This is a genomic window from Pseudomonas sp. PDM15, assembly GCF_014851565.1.
Taxonomy (GTDB): domain Bacteria; phylum Pseudomonadota; class Gammaproteobacteria; order Pseudomonadales; family Pseudomonadaceae; genus Aquipseudomonas.
Window position 1 is genome coordinate 1 of record NZ_JACVAA010000011.1, and the last position, 16,636, is coordinate 16,636.

A 16,636-nucleotide genomic window follows, 5' to 3' on the forward strand; every position below is an offset into this window, starting at 1 on the left:
ACGACGCATCGCCGATGGTAGTGTGGGGTTTCCCCATGTGAGAGTAGGTCATCGTCAAGCTCCTATCCCCAAACCCCCATCCGCGTAAGCGGGTGGGGGTTTGGCTTTTGTGCGCAAGAAAATATTCGGCTGTCCGCGCAATGCGCAGTAGCGAAAGCGGGGCAGCGTTCAGGCCGAGTTGAGTCAGGGTAGACTGCGCGCAGTAAAAGCCACCTAACGGTGGCTTTTGCGTTTCTGCGCGTCTGAGAAGTTAGGCGCCCACGGTGCTGATGGCCGCTGGCTTGCTGAGGTGTTGGCATTTCTAGGCATTTCAATGTCGCATCGTTATGATGCCTGCCTCTTTATCCGAGCGTTCTTTTGATGCGGGAAGTATTGCGGCTGCTACAGGATGGCCAGTTTCATTCCGGCGAGTCCATCGGGGCGCTGCTGGGGGTCAGTCGTGCCGCTGTCTGGAAGCGCCTGCAGCATCTAGAGGCTGCACTTGGTCTGCAGGTGCATAGGGTGCGCGGGCGGGGATACCGTCTGGCCTCGCCGCTTTCGTTGTTGGATGAAGAGGTGATCCTTGCTGCTTCTAGTGGTGTTGGCTGGAAAGCCCAGGTAACTGAATCGATCGACTCCACCAATGCCGAAGTGCTGCGCCGTCTGGCGGCCTCTGCTAAAGCCCCACTCCTGGTAGTGGCTGAGAAACAGGAAAGTGGTCGCGGTCGTCGGGGGCGTACCTGGGTCAGCCCATTCGGCGAGAACATCTATTACAGTCTCGGGCTGCGTCTGGAAGGATCGACCTTTCCTCTCGATGGCTTGAGCCTGTCGGTTGGCTTGGCTGTGCTGCGGACTCTGCAAGAGGTTGGCTGCGCCAGTGTCGGGCTCAAGTGGCCGAACGATCTGCTGGTGTCGGGGCGAAAAATTGCCGGAGTGCTGCTCGAACTTGCAGGAGACCCTGCGGGCGCATGTCAGGTGGTGATCGGCATTGGTATCAATGTGAATATGTTGCCTGGCATCTCGACGCTGATCGATCAGCCTTGGACTTCGCTGCGCGAGCAGCTTGGCTGCGTGGTTGATCGCACTGAGCTTGTGTTGGTGCTGGGTCGCTGGCTGCGCCATTACCTGGATTTGCATGGGCGAGACGGCTTCGCGGCTTTACGCGAGGAGTGGGAAATGGGCCATCTCTGGCAGGGGCGGGAGGTCAGCTTGTTGGCGGGGCCTCAGCGTATCGATGGTCGCGTCCTTGGAGTTGATCGGGTCGGATCGCTGCGCCTGGATATTGCGGGGCAAGAGCGGCAATTCAGTGGTGGCGAGCTTAGTCTGAGGTTGCGTGATGATTCTTGAGCTGGACTGCGGGAATAGCCTGATCAAGTGGCGAGTTCAAGGCGAGGGGCGGATGCATGGCGGCGTCGTTGACTCCGACGAACGCTTGCTCGAGGCGCTGCGCGGTGTCGCTGGCCTGTCGCTACTGGGTTGCCGGTTGGTCAGCGTTCGCAGCGATGCGGAAACTTCATCGCTTACGGATGCGCTCAAGGCGGAGTTCGGGGTCGAGGTGCTTTGCGCTCAGCCTGCCTTGCAGCTCGCGGGGGTACGTAACGGCTATGACGATTATGCGCGGCTGGGGCTGGATCGCTGGCTCGCCGTGGTCGGCGCGTATCAGCTGGAGCGGGGTGCTTGCCTGGTGCTGGATCTTGGGACGGCGGTCACCTCTGATTTCGTGACGGCTCATGGCGAGCACCTCGGCGGTTACATCTGTCCCGGTCTTCCGCTGATGCGCAATCAGCTGCGAACTCATACGCGCCGTATTCGTTACGACGATGCTGCGGCCGAGGCGGCGGTGCACAGCCTGCAGCCGGGAAGGGTCACGGTCGAAGCTGTAGAGCGTGGCTGTGCGCTGATGCTGCGTGGCTTTGTCCTGACTCAGGTCGAGCTTGCTCGTGAGTTGCTCGGAGAGACTTTTGGTGTTTATCTCACGGGAGGCGATGCTGGCTTGGTGAGTGAGGTGTTGCCGCAGGCGCGGCAAGTGTCTGACCTTGTATTCGTCGGCTTGGCTCAGGCTTGTCCTCTGTCGGTGGAGATTGCCTGATGCGTTGGTTCTTCTTGCTCCTGCTGGTTCTTAACCTTTTCTATTACGTCTGGCATCAGCAGCAGGCGCCTTTGCGGGTCAAGGAAGTAGAGCCGATGGCGCTTTATAAAGGCGAGCGTCAGGGTATTCGCCTGCTGGACGCTGCCGACCGTGCGAAGACGCGCCCGGAACTTGCGCAGTCGTCTTCCGGTGTGGATGAAACCTGCCTTTTCCTGGGGAGCTTCCAGGGCGAGGATGCTGCCCGCCAGATCGAGCAGCGCCTTATTGCTCTGGATATTGAGGCTCAGGTGCGCGCGGTGGATGCTGCGGCAGGGTTGGACTATTGGGTCTACCTGGCTCCGCTGGCTTCTCGCCAGGCCTCGTTGCGCCAGTTGAAGGAGTTGCAGGCGCGCAAGATCGACAGCTACATCATCACTCAAGGCGATTTGGCCAACGGCATTTCACTGGGGATTTTCCCGCGCAGCGATTCCGCGGAGAGCGTGATGCAGCGCCTGCGTGATGCTGGCTACGAGCCGATGCTGCGCGAGCTGCCGCGAGCGCAGCGCAGCTTCTGGGTGCGAGTCGCTCCGGAGAGTCGCCGCCTGGCCGATGATGTCCTCCAGCAGCTGGCCTCGGACTTCAAAGATTTGCAGCACCAAATAATGCCGTGTGAAAGCGTTGCAACTGCCCAGTAGTTTGCATAGAATGGCGCCCGCTTTGCGAGGGTCGCCTTGCGGGGCTGTTGTCAAAGAGTGCTAACCTCAAGTTTTTATTGAGGAAATGCTTGACAGCAGGGTGGCATGAGAAGAGAATGCCGCCTCACTTTGGAGGGGTTCCCGAGCGGCCAAAGGGATCAGACTGTAAATCTGACGTCATAGACTTCGAAGGTTCGAATCCTTCCCCCTCCACCAGATTTAAGCGAGAGCCACAAGCTCCGCGGGCATAGTTTAGTGGTAGAACCTCAGCCTTCCAAGCTGATGATGCGGGTTCGATTCCCGCTGCCCGCTCCAAGTTTGTTGTTCATGCAAAGTGTTTCGCTCATGTAGCTCAGTTGGTAGAGCACACCCTTGGTAAGGGTGAGGTCAGCGGTTCAAATCCGCTCATGAGCTCCACTTCAACAAAGGCAGATATGCAGATATCTGCCTTTGTTTTAATGGCAGTGTCAGTTCTCAATTCCTTGTTCGGAGACGGGTCAGATGGCTAAGGAAAAATTTGAACGTAACAAACCGCACGTCAACGTTGGCACCATCGGTCACGTTGACCACGGTAAAACCACTCTGACCGCTGCTCTGACCCGCGTCTGCTCCGAAGTGTTCGGTTCGGCCAAGGTCGACTTCGACAAGATCGACTCCGCTCCGGAAGAGAAGGCTCGCGGTATCACCATCAACACTGCTCACGTTGAGTACGACTCGGCCGTTCGCCACTACGCGCACGTTGACTGCCCGGGTCACGCCGACTACGTGAAGAACATGATCACCGGTGCTGCCCAGATGGACGGCGCGATCCTGGTTTGCTCGGCCGCCGATGGCCCGATGCCGCAAACCCGTGAGCACATCCTGCTGTCCCGCCAGGTAGGCGTTCCTTACATCGTTGTCTTCCTGAACAAGGCTGACATGGTGGACGACGCTGAGCTGCTGGAACTGGTTGAGATGGAAGTTCGTGACCTGCTGTCCACCTACGACTTCCCGGGCGACGACACTCCGATCATCATCGGTTCCGCTCTGATGGCTCTGAACGGCCAAGACGACAACGAAATGGGTACCAGCGCTGTTAAGAAGCTGGTCGAGACTCTGGATGCCTACATCCCTGAGCCGGTTCGTGCCATCGACATGCCGTTCCTGATGCCGATCGAAGACGTGTTCTCCATCTCCGGCCGCTGTACCGTGGTAACCGGTCGTGTTGAGCGCGGCATCGTCAAGATCCAGGAAGAAATCGAGATCGTTGGTCTGCGTGATACCACCAAGACCACCTGCACCGGCGTTGAGATGTTCCGCAAGCTGCTCGACGAAGGTCGTGCTGGCGAGAACTGCGGCGTTCTGCTGCGCGGCACCAAGCGTGACGACGTAGAGCGTGGTCAGGTTCTGGCCAAGCCGGGCACCATCAAGCCGCACACCAAGTTCGAAGCTGAAGTGTACGTTCTGTCCAAAGAAGAAGGTGGTCGTCACACCCCGTTCTTCAAGGGCTACCGTCCGCAGTTCTACTTCCGTACCACCGACGTAACCGGTTCGTGCGAACTGCCGGAAGGCGTTGAGATGGTAATGCCGGGCGACAACATCAAAATGGTTGTCACCCTGATCAAGCCGATCGCCATGGACGACGGCCTGCGTTTCGCAATTCGCGAAGGCGGTCGTACCGTTGGTGCCGGCGTGGTTGCCAAAGTCATCGAGTAATCGGTTGATCTGCCTTGGTAAGGTCGGCATAATGGTCGGCCTTACTTCGATTTTAGGCCAGTAGCTCAATTGGCAGAGCGGCGGTCTCCAAAACCGCAGGTTGGGGGTTCGATTCCCTCCTGGCCTGCCAGATTCCTGGATAAAAGTGGATCTGGCGTTTCTTTCGACAGGGTTTTCTCATGAATGCCAAAGCTGAAGCTAAAGACTCCCGCTTTGACGCGCTGAAGTGGCTTGTAGTGGCTGCTCTGGTCGTCGCAGGTGTTGTCGGCAATCAGTATTTCTCGGCCGAACCGCTTCTGTATCGCGTGCTGGCGCTGCTGGCTCTGGCCGTAGTGGTCGGTTTCGTCGCGCTGCAGACCGCGAAAGGTCAGGCGTTCTTTGCTCTGGCAAAAGAAGCGCGCATCGAGATTCGCAAGGTTGTCTGGCCGACCCGCCAGGAAACCACGCAAACCACTCTGATCGTGGTTGCCGTGGTTCTGGTGATGTCGCTGGTCCTGTGGGGCTTGGATAGCCTGCTGGGCTGGCTTGTTTCGTTGATTGTCGGTTAAGGGTGTCCCGTGGCTAAGCGTTGGTACGTTGTGCATGCTTACTCGGGTTACGAGAAGCATGTCATGCGCTCGCTGATCGAGCGCGTCAAGCTGGCTGGCATGGAAGACGAGTTCGGCGAGATTCTGGTCCCCACCGAAGAAGTGGTGGAGATGCGTAACGGCCAGAAGCGCAAGAGCGAGCGGAAATTCTTCCCTGGTTATGTGCTGGTTCAGATGGAAATGAATGAGGCGACTTGGCACCTGATCAAGGACACGCCTCGCGTCATGGGCTTCATTGGTGGTACTGCCGACAAGCCGGCGCCGATCACCGAGAAAGAAGCCGACGCCATCCTGCGTCGTGTTGCCGATAGTGGTGACAAGCCGAAGCCGAAGACTCTGTTCGAGCCGGGCGAGACTGTTCGCGTCATCGACGGTCCGTTCGCCGACTTCAATGGCGTCGTCGAAGAAGTTAACTACGAGAAGAGCCGGATCCAGGTGGCCGTGCTTATTTTCGGTCGCTCCACGCCGGTGGAGCTGGAGTTCAGTCAGGTCGAGAAGGCATAACTGGACAATGCATCCCGAACCCCGCAGCCGCTGGCTGTGGGGTTTTGTCGTCACTGGGATAAATGCGTACTAACCGGGGAGCCTCAGCGAGGCGTCTGACCCGATATTGGAGTAGCTCATGGCTAAGAAGATTCAGGCTTACATCAAGCTGCAAGTAAAGGCCGGCCAGGCCAACCCGTCGCCACCCGTCGGCCCTGCTCTGGGTCAGCACGGCGTGAACATCATGGAATTCTGCAAGGCGTTCAACGCCAAGACCCAGGGCATGGAACCTGGTCTGCCGACTCCTGTGATCATCACCGTTTACAGCGACCGCAGCTTCACCTTTGAAACCAAAAGCACCCCGGCTTCGGTTCTGCTGAAGAAGGCCGCCGGCCTGACCAGCGGTTCCGCTCGCCCGAACACCGTCAAAGTTGGCACCGTTACCCGTGCTCAGCTGGAAGAGATCGCCAAGACCAAGCAGGCCGATCTGACCGCCGCTGACCTGGATGCGGCCGTGCGTACCATCGCCGGCTCCGCTCGTAGCATGGGCCTGAACGTGGAGGGTGTGTAATGGCTAAGGTAACCAAGCGTCAGAAGGCTATCGCCGAGAAGGTCGAAGCCGGCAAGGCTTACAACTTCGAAGAGGCCGCCAAGCTGCTGGCCGAGCTGTCCACCGTCAAGTTCACCGAGTCCTTCGACGTCTCCGTGAACCTGGGTGTAGACCCGCGTAAATCCGACCAGGTCGTGCGTGGCGCCACCGTGCTGCCGAACGGCACTGGCAAGACGGTCCGCGTTGCCGTGTTCACCCAGGGTCCGGGCGCTGAAGCCGCTCTGGCTGCTGGCGCTGACAAGGTCGGTATGGACGAACTGGCTGCCGAAATGAAAGCCGGCGACCTGAACTACGACGTGGTCATCGCCTCGCCGGACGCCATGCGCGTCGTCGGTCAGCTGGGTCAGGTTCTCGGCCCGCGCGGTCTGATGCCGAACCCGAAAGTCGGCACCGTGACTCCGGACGTCGCTACCGCCGTGAAGAACGCCAAGGCTGGTCAGGTGCGTTTCCGTACCGACAAAAACGGCATCATCCACACCTCCGTTGGCAAGGTCGGCTTCGAAGCCGCCGCGCTGAAGCAGAACGTGGAAGCCCTGCTGTCCGACCTGAAGCGTCTGAAGCCGTCCACCTCCAAAGGTGTGTACGTCAAGCGCGTGACTCTGAGCACCACCATGGGTCCGGGTCTGGTGATCGATCAGGCTTCCCTGGAAGCCTAAGTGACATGGCTGGCGGACTTGTCCGCCGGCCCGAAAAGATTGGGGTCCCTGCCTGGCGGGGGCTATCCAAGACCGTAGGCGGCGCAAGCCTTAAACCCGGAGAGCGATCTCCACAAGCCTACGCAGATGGTGCTCCCGGTTCCTTACCGAATCAGACACCAAAACGACACCTGGTTTCGATCAGGTGAAACGGTAACAAGCAGGAGTTTTACCCGTGGCAATTAAACTCGAAGACAAGAAGGCCATCGTCGCTGAAGTCAACGAGGCTGCCAAAGTCGCCCTGTCCGCTGTTGTGGCTGATGCCCGCGGTGTGACTGTTGGCGCTATGACCGGACTCCGTAAAGAGGCTCGTGAAGCTGGTGTGTACGTGAAAGTCGTACGTAACACCCTGCTCAAGCGTGCAGTTGCTGATACTGATTACAGTATCCTCAACGACGTTTTCGCCGGCCCGACCTTGATCGCTTTCTCCAACGAGCACCCGGGCGCTGCTGCCCGTCTGTTCAAAGAGTTCGCTAAAGGTAACGACAAGTTCGAGATCAAGGCAGCTGCGTTCGAGGGCAAGTTCCTCGCAGCAAACCAGATCGACGTACTGGCAACTCTGCCGACCTACGACGAAGCCATTTCGCAGCTGATGAGCGTGATTCAAGGCGCTACCAGCAAGCTGGCTCGTACTCTGGCGGCCGTTCGCGACCAGAAAGAATCTGCCGCCGCCTAAGGCGCGGAAGTACCTTTCAAATCATATGTTTAATTTGATGGCTGCGTAGGCTGTCACCCCAATACAGGATTTAAGTCATGTCTCTGACTAACGAGCAAATCATCGAAGCCATCGGCCAGAAAACCGTTCTGGAAGTTGTTGAGCTGATCAAAGCGATGGAAGAGAAGTTCGGCGTTACCGCCGCTGCTGCCACCGTTGCTGCTGCTGGCCCGGCTGCTGCCGCTGCTGAAGAGCAAACCGAGTTCAACGTTGTTCTGGCCGAAGCCGGCGACAAGAAAGTCAACGTGATCAAGGCTGTTCGCGAACTGACCGGTCTGGGTCTGAAAGAAGCCAAAGAGAAAGTCGACACCGCTCCGCAAGTCATCGCCGAAGGCCTGACCAAGGAAGCTGCTGAAGACGCCAAGAAGAAGCTGGAAGAAGCTGGCGCCAAAGTCGAGCTCAAGTAAGCGACGACCTTGCGTCTACAGCCCGAGCGTTAAGCGAAAGGCTGATGGCTGGTGGCTAATGCCACCGGCCTTTTTCCGTTATGGGCGGAGTTCGAATGAGCTCTGTCCATGGCGTGAAAACCCCGCCCGAGGGCGGCGCAAACCAAGGGGTTTGCACGATTTTCTGGTCGTTGCCGTCGGCAGCGGCCAAACAAGCAGGTGACCAAGCTGGGGAACGCTGATGGCTTACTCATACACTGAGAAAAAACGTATCCGCAAGGACTTTAGCAAGTTGCCGGACGTGATGGATGTGCCGTATCTCCTGGCCATCCAGCTGGATTCGTATCGCGAATTCCTGCAGCAAGGAGTGAGCAAGGAGCAGTTCCGCGACGTTGGCCTGCATGCGGCCTTCAAGTCCGTATTCCCGATCATCAGCTACTCCGGCAACGCCGCTCTCGAGTACGTTGGCTACCGCCTGGGCGAGCCGGCGTTCGACGTCAAAGAGTGCGTGCTGCGTGGCGTGACCTTCGCCGTGCCGCTGCGGGTCAAAGTCCGTCTGATCATCTTCGACAAAGAGTCGTCGAACAAAGCGATCAAGGACATCAAAGAGCAAGAAGTGTACATGGGCGAAATTCCGCTCATGACCGAGAACGGTACCTTCATCATCAACGGTACCGAGCGTGTGATCGTCTCCCAGCTGCACCGCTCCCCGGGTGTGTTCTTCGACCACGACCGTGGCAAGACCCACAGCTCCGGCAAGCTGCTGTACTCCGCGCGTATCATCCCCTACCGCGGTTCCTGGCTGGACTTCGAGTTCGATCCGAAGGACGCCGTGTTCGTCCGTATCGACCGTCGCCGCAAGCTGCCGGCTTCCGTCCTGCTGCGCGCCCTGGGCTACAGCACCGAGGAAGTGCTGGACACCTTCTATGACACCAACGTCTTCCACGTGAAGGGCGAGACCCTGAACCTGGAACTGGTGCCGCAGCGTCTGCGTGGCGAGATCGCCGCGTTCGACATCAAGGACGAGAAGGGCAAGGTCATCGTTGAGCAGGGCCGCCGTATCACCGCGCGCCACATCAACCAGATCGACAAGGCCGGCATCAAAGAGCTGGAAGTTCCGCTCGACTACCTGCTGGGCCGCACCACCGCCAAGGCCATCGTGCATCCGGCCACCGGCGAGATCGTTGCCGAGTGCAACACCGAGATGACCACCGACCTGCTGGCCAAGATCGTCAAGGCCCAGGTTGTCCGCATCGAGACCCTGTACACCAACGACATCGATTGCGGTCCGTTCATCTCCGACACGCTGAAGATCGACTCCACCGGCAACCAGCTGGAAGCCCTGGTCGAGATCTACCGCATGATGCGCCCTGGCGAGCCGCCAACCAAGGATGCCGCCGAGACCCTGTTCAACAACCTGTTCTTCAGCGCCGAGCGTTACGACCTGTCCGCCGTCGGCCGCATGAAGTTCAACCGTCGTATCGGTCGCACCGAGATCGAAGGCTCCGGCGTTCTGTCCAAAGAAGACATCGTCGACGTGCTGAAGACCCTGGTCGACATCCGTAACGGCAAGGGCATCGTCGACGACATCGACCACCTGGGTAACCGTCGCGTACGTTGCGTCGGCGAGATGGCCGAGAACCAATTCCGCGTGGGCCTGGTCCGCGTCGAGCGCGCGGTCAAAGAGCGTCTGTCGATGGCCGAAAGCGAAGGCCTGATGCCGCAAGACCTGATCAACGCCAAGCCGGTTGCGGCGGCGGTGAAAGAGTTCTTCGGTTCCAGCCAGCTCTCCCAGTTCATGGACCAGAACAACCCGCTCTCCGAGATCACCCACAAGCGTCGCGTCTCCGCACTCGGCCCGGGCGGTCTGACCCGTGAGCGCGCCGGCTTCGAAGTCCGCGACGTACACCCGACCCACTACGGCCGCGTGTGCCCGATCGAGACCCCTGAAGGTCCGAACATCGGTCTGATCAACTCCCTGGCCGCCTATGCCCGCACCAACCAGTACGGCTTCCTGGAAAGCCCGTACCGCGTGGTGAAGGACACCAAGGTCACCGACGAGATCGTGTTCCTGTCCGCCATCGAAGAGGCCGATCACGTGATCGCCCAGGCTTCGGCGACCATGAACGCCAAGGGCCAACTGGTCGACGAACTGGTAAACGTGCGTCACCTCAACGAGTTCACCGTCAAGGCGCCGGAAGACGTCACCCTGATGGACGTATCGCCGAAGCAGGTCGTGTCCGTCGCTGCCTCGCTGATTCCGTTCCTCGAGCATGACGACGCCAACCGTGCACTGATGGGCTCGAACATGCAGCGTCAGGCTGTACCGACCCTGCGCGCCGACAAGCCGCTGGTGGGTACCGGCATGGAGCGCAACGTCGCCCGTGACTCCGGTGTCTGCGTCGTGGCCCGTCGTGGCGGTGTGATCGACTCCGTCGACGCCAGCCGTATCGTGGTTCGTGTTGCCGATGACGAAGTGGAAACCGGTGAAGCCGGTGTCGACATCTACAACCTGACCAAGTACACCCGCTCCAACCAGAACACCTGCATCAACCAGCGCCCGCTGGTGAGCAAGGGTGACGTGGTGGCGCGTGGCGACATCATGGCCGACGGCCCGTCCACCGACATGGGTGAACTGGCGCTGGGTCAGAACATGCGCGTCGCGTTCATGCCGTGGAACGGCTTCAACTTTGAAGACTCCATCTGCCTGTCCGAGCGCGTGGTCCAGGAAGACCGTTTCACCACGATCCACATCCAGGAACTGACCTGTGTGGCCCGTGACACCAAGCTCGGCCCAGAGGAAATCACCGCGGACATCCCGAACGTGGGTGAGGCTGCGCTGAACAAGCTGGACGAAGCCGGTATCGTCTACGTCGGCGCTGAAGTCATGGCCGGCGACATCCTGGTCGGCAAGGTCACTCCGAAAGGCGAGACTCAGCTGACTCCGGAAGAGAAACTGCTGCGTGCGATCTTCGGTGAGAAGGCCAGCGACGTTAAGGACACCTCTCTGCGCGTGCCGACCGGCACCAAGGGCACCGTCATCGACGTACAGGTCTTCACCCGTGATGGCGTGGAGCGCGACAGCCGCGCCCTGGCCATCGAGAAGCAGCAGCTCGACGAGATCCGCAAGGACCTCAACGAAGAGTTCCGCATCGTCGAAGGCGCTACCTTCGAGCGTCTGCGTTCCGCTCTGGTCGGCGCCAAGGCCGAAGGCGGCGCTGGCCTGAAGAAGGGCACCGCGATCACCGACGAGTACCTCGACGGTCTGGAGCGTGGCCAGTGGTTCAAGCTGCGCATGGCCGACGATGCTCTGAACGAGCAGCTGGAGAAGGCCCAGGCCTACATCAGCGATCGTCGTCAGATGCTCGACGACAAGTTCGAAGACAAGAAGCGCAAGCTGCAGCAGGGCGATGACCTGGCGCCGGGCGTGCTGAAGATCGTCAAGGTCTACCTCGCCATCAAGCGCCGCATCCAGCCGGGCGACAAGATGGCCGGTCGTCACGGTAACAAGGGTGTGGTCTCCGTGATCATGCCGGTCGAAGACATGCCGCACGATGCCAATGGCACCCCGGTCGACATCGTCCTCAACCCGCTGGGCGTGCCGTCGCGTATGAACGTCGGTCAGATCCTCGAAACCCACCTGGGCCTGGCGGCCAAGGGCCTGGGCGAGAAGATCAATCGCATGCTCGAAGAGCAGCGCAAGATCGCCGAGCTGCGCAAGTTCCTCAACGAGATCTACAACGAAATCGGCGGTCGCCAGGAAAGCCTGAACGAGTTCTCGGACACCGAGATCCTTGAGTTGGCGAAGAACCTGAAAGGCGGCGTTCCGATGGCTACCGCGGTATTCGACGGTGCCAAGGAAACCGAGATCAAGGCCATGCTGAAACTGGCCGATCTGCCGGAAAGCGGCCAGATGCGCCTGTTCGACGGTCGTACCGGTAACCAGTTCGAGCGTCCGACCACCGTCGGCTACATGTACATGCTCAAGCTGAACCACCTGGTCGACGACAAGATGCACGCTCGTTCCACCGGTTCCTACAGCCTGGTTACCCAGCAGCCGCTGGGTGGTAAGGCGCAGTTCGGTGGTCAGCGCTTCGGTGAGATGGAGGTCTGGGCACTGGAAGCCTACGGCGCCGCCTACACCCTGCAGGAAATGCTGACCGTGAAGTCGGACGACGTGAACGGCCGGACCAAGATGTACAAGAACATCGTGGACGGCGATCACCGCATGGAGGCCGGCATGCCCGAGTCCTTCAACGTGTTGATCAAAGAGATCCGCTCGCTCGGTATCGACATCGAACTGGAAACCGAATAACACGCCTTGCTGCGGCCGCACCGTCGGCCGCAGCAGGTCCGTGAGGAGGAAAGGCCTTGAAAGACTTGCTGAATCTGTTGAAAAACCAGGGTCAGGTTGAAGAGTTCGATGCGATCCGTATCGGTCTGGCTTCGCCTGAGATGATCCGCTCCTGGTCTTTCGGTGAAGTGAAAAAACCGGAAACCATCAACTACCGTACCTTCAAGCCCGAGCGTGACGGCCTGTTCTGCGCCAAGATCTTTGGCCCGGTCAAGGACTACGAGTGCCTGTGCGGTAAGTACAAGCGCCTCAAGCACCGCGGCGTGATCTGCGAGAAGTGCGGCGTGGAAGTGGCCCTGGCCAAGGTTCGTCGTGAGCGCATGGCGCACATCGAACTGGCTTCGCCGGTCGCCCACATCTGGTTCCTGAAGTCCCTGCCGTCCCGTATCGGCCTGCTGCTGGACATGACCCTGCGTGACATTGAGCGCGTGCTCTATTTCGAGAGCTACGTGGTGATCGACCCGGGCATGACCACCCTGGAAAAGGGCCAGCTGCTGAACGACGAGCAGTACTTCGAAGCCCTCGAAGAGTTCGGTGACGACTTCGACGCGCGCATGGGCGCCGAGGCCGTTCGCGAGCTGCTCAACGCTATCGACCTGGATCACGAGATCGGCCGCCTGCGTGAAGAGATTCCGCAGACCAACTCCGAGACCAAGATCAAGAAGCTGTCCAAGCGCCTGAAGCTGATGGAAGCCTTCAAGGACTCCGGCAACCACCCGGAGTGGATGGTCCTGACCGTTCTGCCGGTACTGCCGCCGGACCTGCGTCCGCTGGTTCCGCTGGATGGCGGCCGCTTCGCGACTTCCGATCTCAACGATCTGTATCGCCGCGTGATCAACCGTAACAACCGTCTGAAGCGCCTGCTCGACCTGGCTGCGCCGGACATCATCGTGCGCAACGAAAAGCGCATGCTGCAGGAAGCGGTCGACGCCCTGCTCGACAACGGCCGTCGCGGTCGCGCCATCACTGGCTCGAACAAGCGTCCGCTGAAGTCCCTGGCCGACATGATCAAGGGTAAGCAAGGTCGCTTCCGTCAGAACCTGCTCGGTAAGCGCGTGGATTACTCCGGTCGTTCCGTGATCACCGTGGGCCCGACCCTGCGTCTGCACCAGTGCGGTCTGCCGAAGAAGATGGCCCTCGAGCTGTTCAAGCCGTTCATCTTCGGCAAGCTCGAGGCCCGCGGCATGGCCACCACCATCAAGGCGGCCAAGAAGATGGTCGAGCGCGAACTGCCAGAGGTCTGGGACGTTCTCGCCGAAGTCATCCGCGAACATCCCGTGCTGCTCAACCGCGCACCGACCCTGCACCGTCTGGGCATCCAGGCGTTCGAGCCGGTTCTGATCGAAGGTAAAGCCATCCAGCTGCATCCGCTGGTCTGCGCCGCGTACAACGCCGACTTCGACGGTGACCAGATGGCCGTACACGTTCCGCTGACCCTCGAGGCCCAGCTGGAAGCGCGCGCGCTGATGATGTCGACCAACAACGTGCTGTCGCCCGCCAACGGCGAGCCTATCATCGTGCCGTCGCAGGACGTGGTACTGGGTCTGTACTACATGACCCGTGAAGCCATCAACGCCAAGGGCGAAGGTCGCGTGTTCGCCGACCTGCAGGAAGTCGACCGCGTGTTCCGCGCCGGCGAGGCCTCCCTGCACGCCAAGGTCAAGGTGCGCATCAACGAGACCGTCAAGCAGAAGGATGGCAGCCTGGTCAAGAACACCCGCATCGTCGACACCACCGTCGGCCGTGCGCTGCTGTTCCAGATCGTGCCGGCCGGCCTGTCCTATGACGTGGTCAACCAGTCGATGAAGAAGAAGGCGATCTCCCGTCTGATCAACCAGTGCTACCGCACCGTTGGTCTGAAGGACACCGTGATCTTCGCCGACCAGCTGATGTACACCGGTTTCGCCTACTCGACCATCTCCGGTGTGTCGATCGGCGTGAACGACTTCGTCATCCCGGACGAGAAGGCGCGCATCATCGACGCCGCCACCGAGGAAGTGAAGGAAATCGAATCGCAGTACGCCTCCGGCCTGGTTACCCAGGGCGAGAAGTACAACAAGGTGATCGACCTCTGGTCCAAGGCCAACGACGAAGTGTCCAAGGCGATGATGGCCAACCTCTCGAAAGAGAAGGTCATCGACCGCGAGGGCAAGGAAGTCGACCAAGAGTCCTTCAACTCCATGTACATGATGGCGGACTCCGGTGCTCGTGGTAGTGCCGCCCAGATCCGCCAGCTGGCCGGTATGCGTGGCCTGATGGCCAAGCCGGACGGCTCCATCATCGAAACGCCGATCACTGCGAACTTCCGTGAAGGCTTGAACGTACTGCAGTACTTCATCTCCACTCACGGTGCTCGTAAGGGTCTGGCGGATACCGCACTGAAGACCGCGAACTCCGGTTACCTGACTCGTCGTCTGGTCGACGTGGCCCAGGACCTGGTTGTGACCGAAGTCGACTGCGGCACCGAACACGGTCTGCTGATGACTCCGCACATCGAAGGTGGCGACGTGGTCGAGCCGCTCGGTGAGCGCGTACTCGGCCGTGTAATTGCCAAGGACGTACCGAAGCCAGGCAGCGATGAAATCATCGTTCCGGCCGGTACCCTGGTCGACGAGCAGTGGGTCGAGTTCATCGAGCGCAACAGCATCGACGAAGTAATCGTGCGTTCGCCGATCACCTGCGAAACCCGCTATGGCATCTGCGCCAAGTGCTACGGTCGCGATCTGGCCCGTGGTCATCAGGTCAACATCGGTGAGGCGGTCGGCGTTATCGCCGCCCAGTCCATCGGTGAACCGGGTACCCAGCTGACCATGCGTACGTTCCACATCGGTGGTGCTGCCAGCCGTACTTCGGCTGCCGACAGCGTTCAGGTGAAGAACGGTGGCGCGATCCGTCTGCACAACCTGAAGCACGTCGAGCGTGCCGATGGCGCCCTGGTCGCGGTTTCGCGCTCCGGTGAGCTGGCCATCGCCGACGAGTTCGGCCGCGAGCGCGAGCGCTACAAGCTGCCGTACGGTGCCGTGATTTCCGTGAAGGAAGGCGACAAGGTCGACGCTGGCGCCATCGTCGCCAAGTGGGACCCGCACACCCACCCGATCGTGACCGAAATGAAGGGTACCGTGACCTTCGTCGGCATGGAGGAGGGCATCACCATCAAGCGCCAGACCGACGAACTGACCGGTCTGACCAACATCGAGGTACTGGATCCGAAGGATCGTCCGGCCGCCGGCAAGGACATCCGCCCGGCGCTGAAGATGGTCGACGCCAATGGCAAGGAGCTGCTGCTGCCGGGTACCGACGTACCGGCCCAGTACTTCCTGCCGGCCAACGCCCTGGTCGGCGTGGCCGACGGTGCGCAGATCGGTGTCGGTGACGTCATCGCCCGTATCCCGCAGGAAACCTCGAAGACCCGCGACATCACCGGTGGTCTGCCGCGCGTTGCCGACCTGTTCGAAGCCCGTCGTCCGAAAGAGGCGTCGATCCTGGCGGAAATCAGCGGCACCATCTCGTTCGGCAAGGAGACCAAAGGCAAGCGCCGTCTGGTCATCACCCCGACCGATGGCAGCGATCCGTACGAGGAGCTGATTCCGAAGTGGCGTCACCTGAACGTCTTCGAAGGCGAACAAGTGAACCGCGGCGAAGTTATCTCCGATGGCCCGAGCGATCCGCACGACATCCTGCGTCTGCTGGGCGTCAGCGCGCTGGCCAAGTACATCGTCAACGAGATCCAGGACGTTTACCGTCTGCAGGGCGTGAAGATCAACGACAAGCACATCGAGACCATTCTGCGTCAGATGCTGCGTAAGGTTGAGATCAGCGAATCCGGCGACTCCAGCTTCATCAAGGGCGACCAGATGGAACTGACCCACGTCCTGGGCGAGAACGAGCAACTGGCGGCAGACGACAAGTTCATCGCCAAGTTCGAGCGCGTGCTGCTGGGTATCACCAAGGCGTCGCTGTCCACCGAATCGTTCATCTCCGCGGCTTCCTTCCAGGAGACCACCCGCGTGCTGACCGAAGCGGCCGTGACCGGCAAGCGCGACTACCTGCGCGGCCTGAAGGAGAACGTCGTTGTGGGTCGTCTGATCCCGGCCGGTACCGGTCTGGCCTACCACAGCGAGCGTAAGCGTCGTCGTGATGCCGACAAGCCTCAGCGCGTGAGCGCGAGTGAGGTCGAAGCGGCTCTGACCGAAGCGCTGAACTCCAGCGGCAACTGATCGGATAGGGCCCCGGGTGAGCAATCGCCCGGGGCCTTGTCTTGACTGGGGGCGTGCGTCTCTTTAGACTCATGCACCCCTAAATTTGGCAGGGCGACTAGCTCTGCCATTTTGCTTTAGGGCAATAGCGTCGAAAGACAACAGTGGAGCTT

Annotated in this window: 12 protein-coding genes and 4 tRNA genes; all 16 read left to right on the forward strand. The window is 60.1% G+C overall.

Annotation, left to right across the window (positions count from 1 at the left end; genetic code table 11):
- Positions 1-360 precede the first annotated feature (360 nt).
- The 16 genes from birA to rpoC all read left to right on the forward strand — a co-directional run bounded on the left by birA (position 361) and on the right by rpoC (position 16,484).
- On the forward strand, positions 361-1,326 hold the full coding sequence (gene birA, locus IB232_RS22750) for a bifunctional biotin--[acetyl-CoA-carboxylase] ligase/biotin operon repressor BirA (protein WP_192400823.1): 966 nt from the start codon (positions 361-363) through the stop codon (positions 1,324-1,326).
- The gene (locus IB232_RS22755) at positions 1,316-2,068 is read left to right on the forward strand and encodes a pantothenate kinase (RefSeq protein WP_192400824.1); all 753 of its coding nucleotides are present in this window, start codon (positions 1,316-1,318) and stop codon (positions 2,066-2,068) included. The genes birA and IB232_RS22755 overlap by 11 nt, the downstream gene beginning before the upstream one ends.
- Positions 2,068-2,742, forward strand: a complete 675-nt coding sequence (locus IB232_RS22760) for an SPOR domain-containing protein (protein WP_192400825.1) — start codon at positions 2,068-2,070, stop codon at positions 2,740-2,742. Before IB232_RS22755 ends, IB232_RS22760 begins: the two co-directional genes overlap by 1 nt.
- A 131-nt stretch (positions 2,743-2,873) precedes the next feature.
- A tRNA-Tyr gene (locus IB232_RS22765) sits at positions 2,874-2,958 on the forward strand.
- Between the two features lie 25 nt (positions 2,959-2,983).
- A tRNA-Gly gene (locus tag IB232_RS22770) sits at positions 2,984-3,057 on the forward strand.
- Positions 3,058-3,083: 26 nt separating this feature from the next.
- Positions 3,084-3,159: transfer RNA gene (locus IB232_RS22775), tRNA-Thr, on the forward strand.
- A gap of 84 nt (positions 3,160-3,243) precedes the next feature.
- Entirely contained in the window at positions 3,244-4,437 is a 1,194-nt protein-coding gene (tuf, locus tag IB232_RS22780; RefSeq protein WP_192400826.1) for an elongation factor Tu, read from the forward strand.
- Between the two features lie 54 nt (positions 4,438-4,491).
- Positions 4,492-4,567, forward strand: a tRNA-Trp gene (locus tag IB232_RS22785).
- A 49-nt stretch (positions 4,568-4,616) separates the two neighbouring features.
- Positions 4,617-4,985 carry a preprotein translocase subunit SecE gene (gene secE / locus IB232_RS22790; RefSeq protein ID WP_137975133.1) on the forward strand — a complete coding sequence of 123 codons (369 nt, stop codon included), beginning with the start codon at positions 4,617-4,619 and terminating at the stop codon, positions 4,983-4,985.
- Positions 4,986-4,994: 9 nt separating this feature from the next.
- On the forward strand, positions 4,995-5,528 hold the full coding sequence (nusG, locus tag IB232_RS22795; RefSeq protein ID WP_021702718.1) for a transcription termination/antitermination protein NusG: 534 nt from the start codon (positions 4,995-4,997) through the stop codon (positions 5,526-5,528).
- 118 nt (positions 5,529-5,646) lie between these two features.
- Positions 5,647-6,078, forward strand: a complete 432-nt coding sequence (gene rplK, locus IB232_RS22800) for a 50S ribosomal protein L11 (protein WP_004373444.1) — start codon at positions 5,647-5,649, stop codon at positions 6,076-6,078.
- A complete protein-coding gene (gene rplA / locus IB232_RS22805; protein WP_192400827.1) occupies positions 6,078-6,773 on the forward strand; it encodes a 50S ribosomal protein L1 in 696 nt (231 codons plus the stop codon). The genes rplK and rplA overlap by 1 nt, the downstream gene beginning before the upstream one ends.
- A 214-nt stretch (positions 6,774-6,987) precedes the next feature.
- Positions 6,988-7,488 (forward strand): 50S ribosomal protein L10, encoded by a 501-nt coding sequence (gene rplJ, locus IB232_RS22810; protein ID WP_192400828.1) that lies wholly within the window; start codon positions 6,988-6,990, stop codon positions 7,486-7,488.
- Positions 7,489-7,565: 77 nt separating this feature from the next.
- On the forward strand, positions 7,566-7,934 hold the full coding sequence (gene rplL / locus IB232_RS22815) for a 50S ribosomal protein L7/L12 (protein ID WP_043310286.1): 369 nt from the start codon (positions 7,566-7,568) through the stop codon (positions 7,932-7,934).
- Between the two features lie 220 nt (positions 7,935-8,154).
- Entirely contained in the window at positions 8,155-12,228 is a 4,074-nt protein-coding gene (gene rpoB, locus IB232_RS22820; RefSeq protein WP_192400829.1) for a DNA-directed RNA polymerase subunit beta, read from the forward strand.
- Positions 12,229-12,284: 56 nt separating this feature from the next.
- Positions 12,285-16,484 carry a DNA-directed RNA polymerase subunit beta' gene (gene rpoC / locus IB232_RS22825; protein WP_192400830.1) on the forward strand — a complete coding sequence of 1,400 codons (4,200 nt, stop codon included), beginning with the start codon at positions 12,285-12,287 and terminating at the stop codon, positions 16,482-16,484.
- The last annotated feature ends 152 nt before the right edge of the window (positions 16,485-16,636 follow it).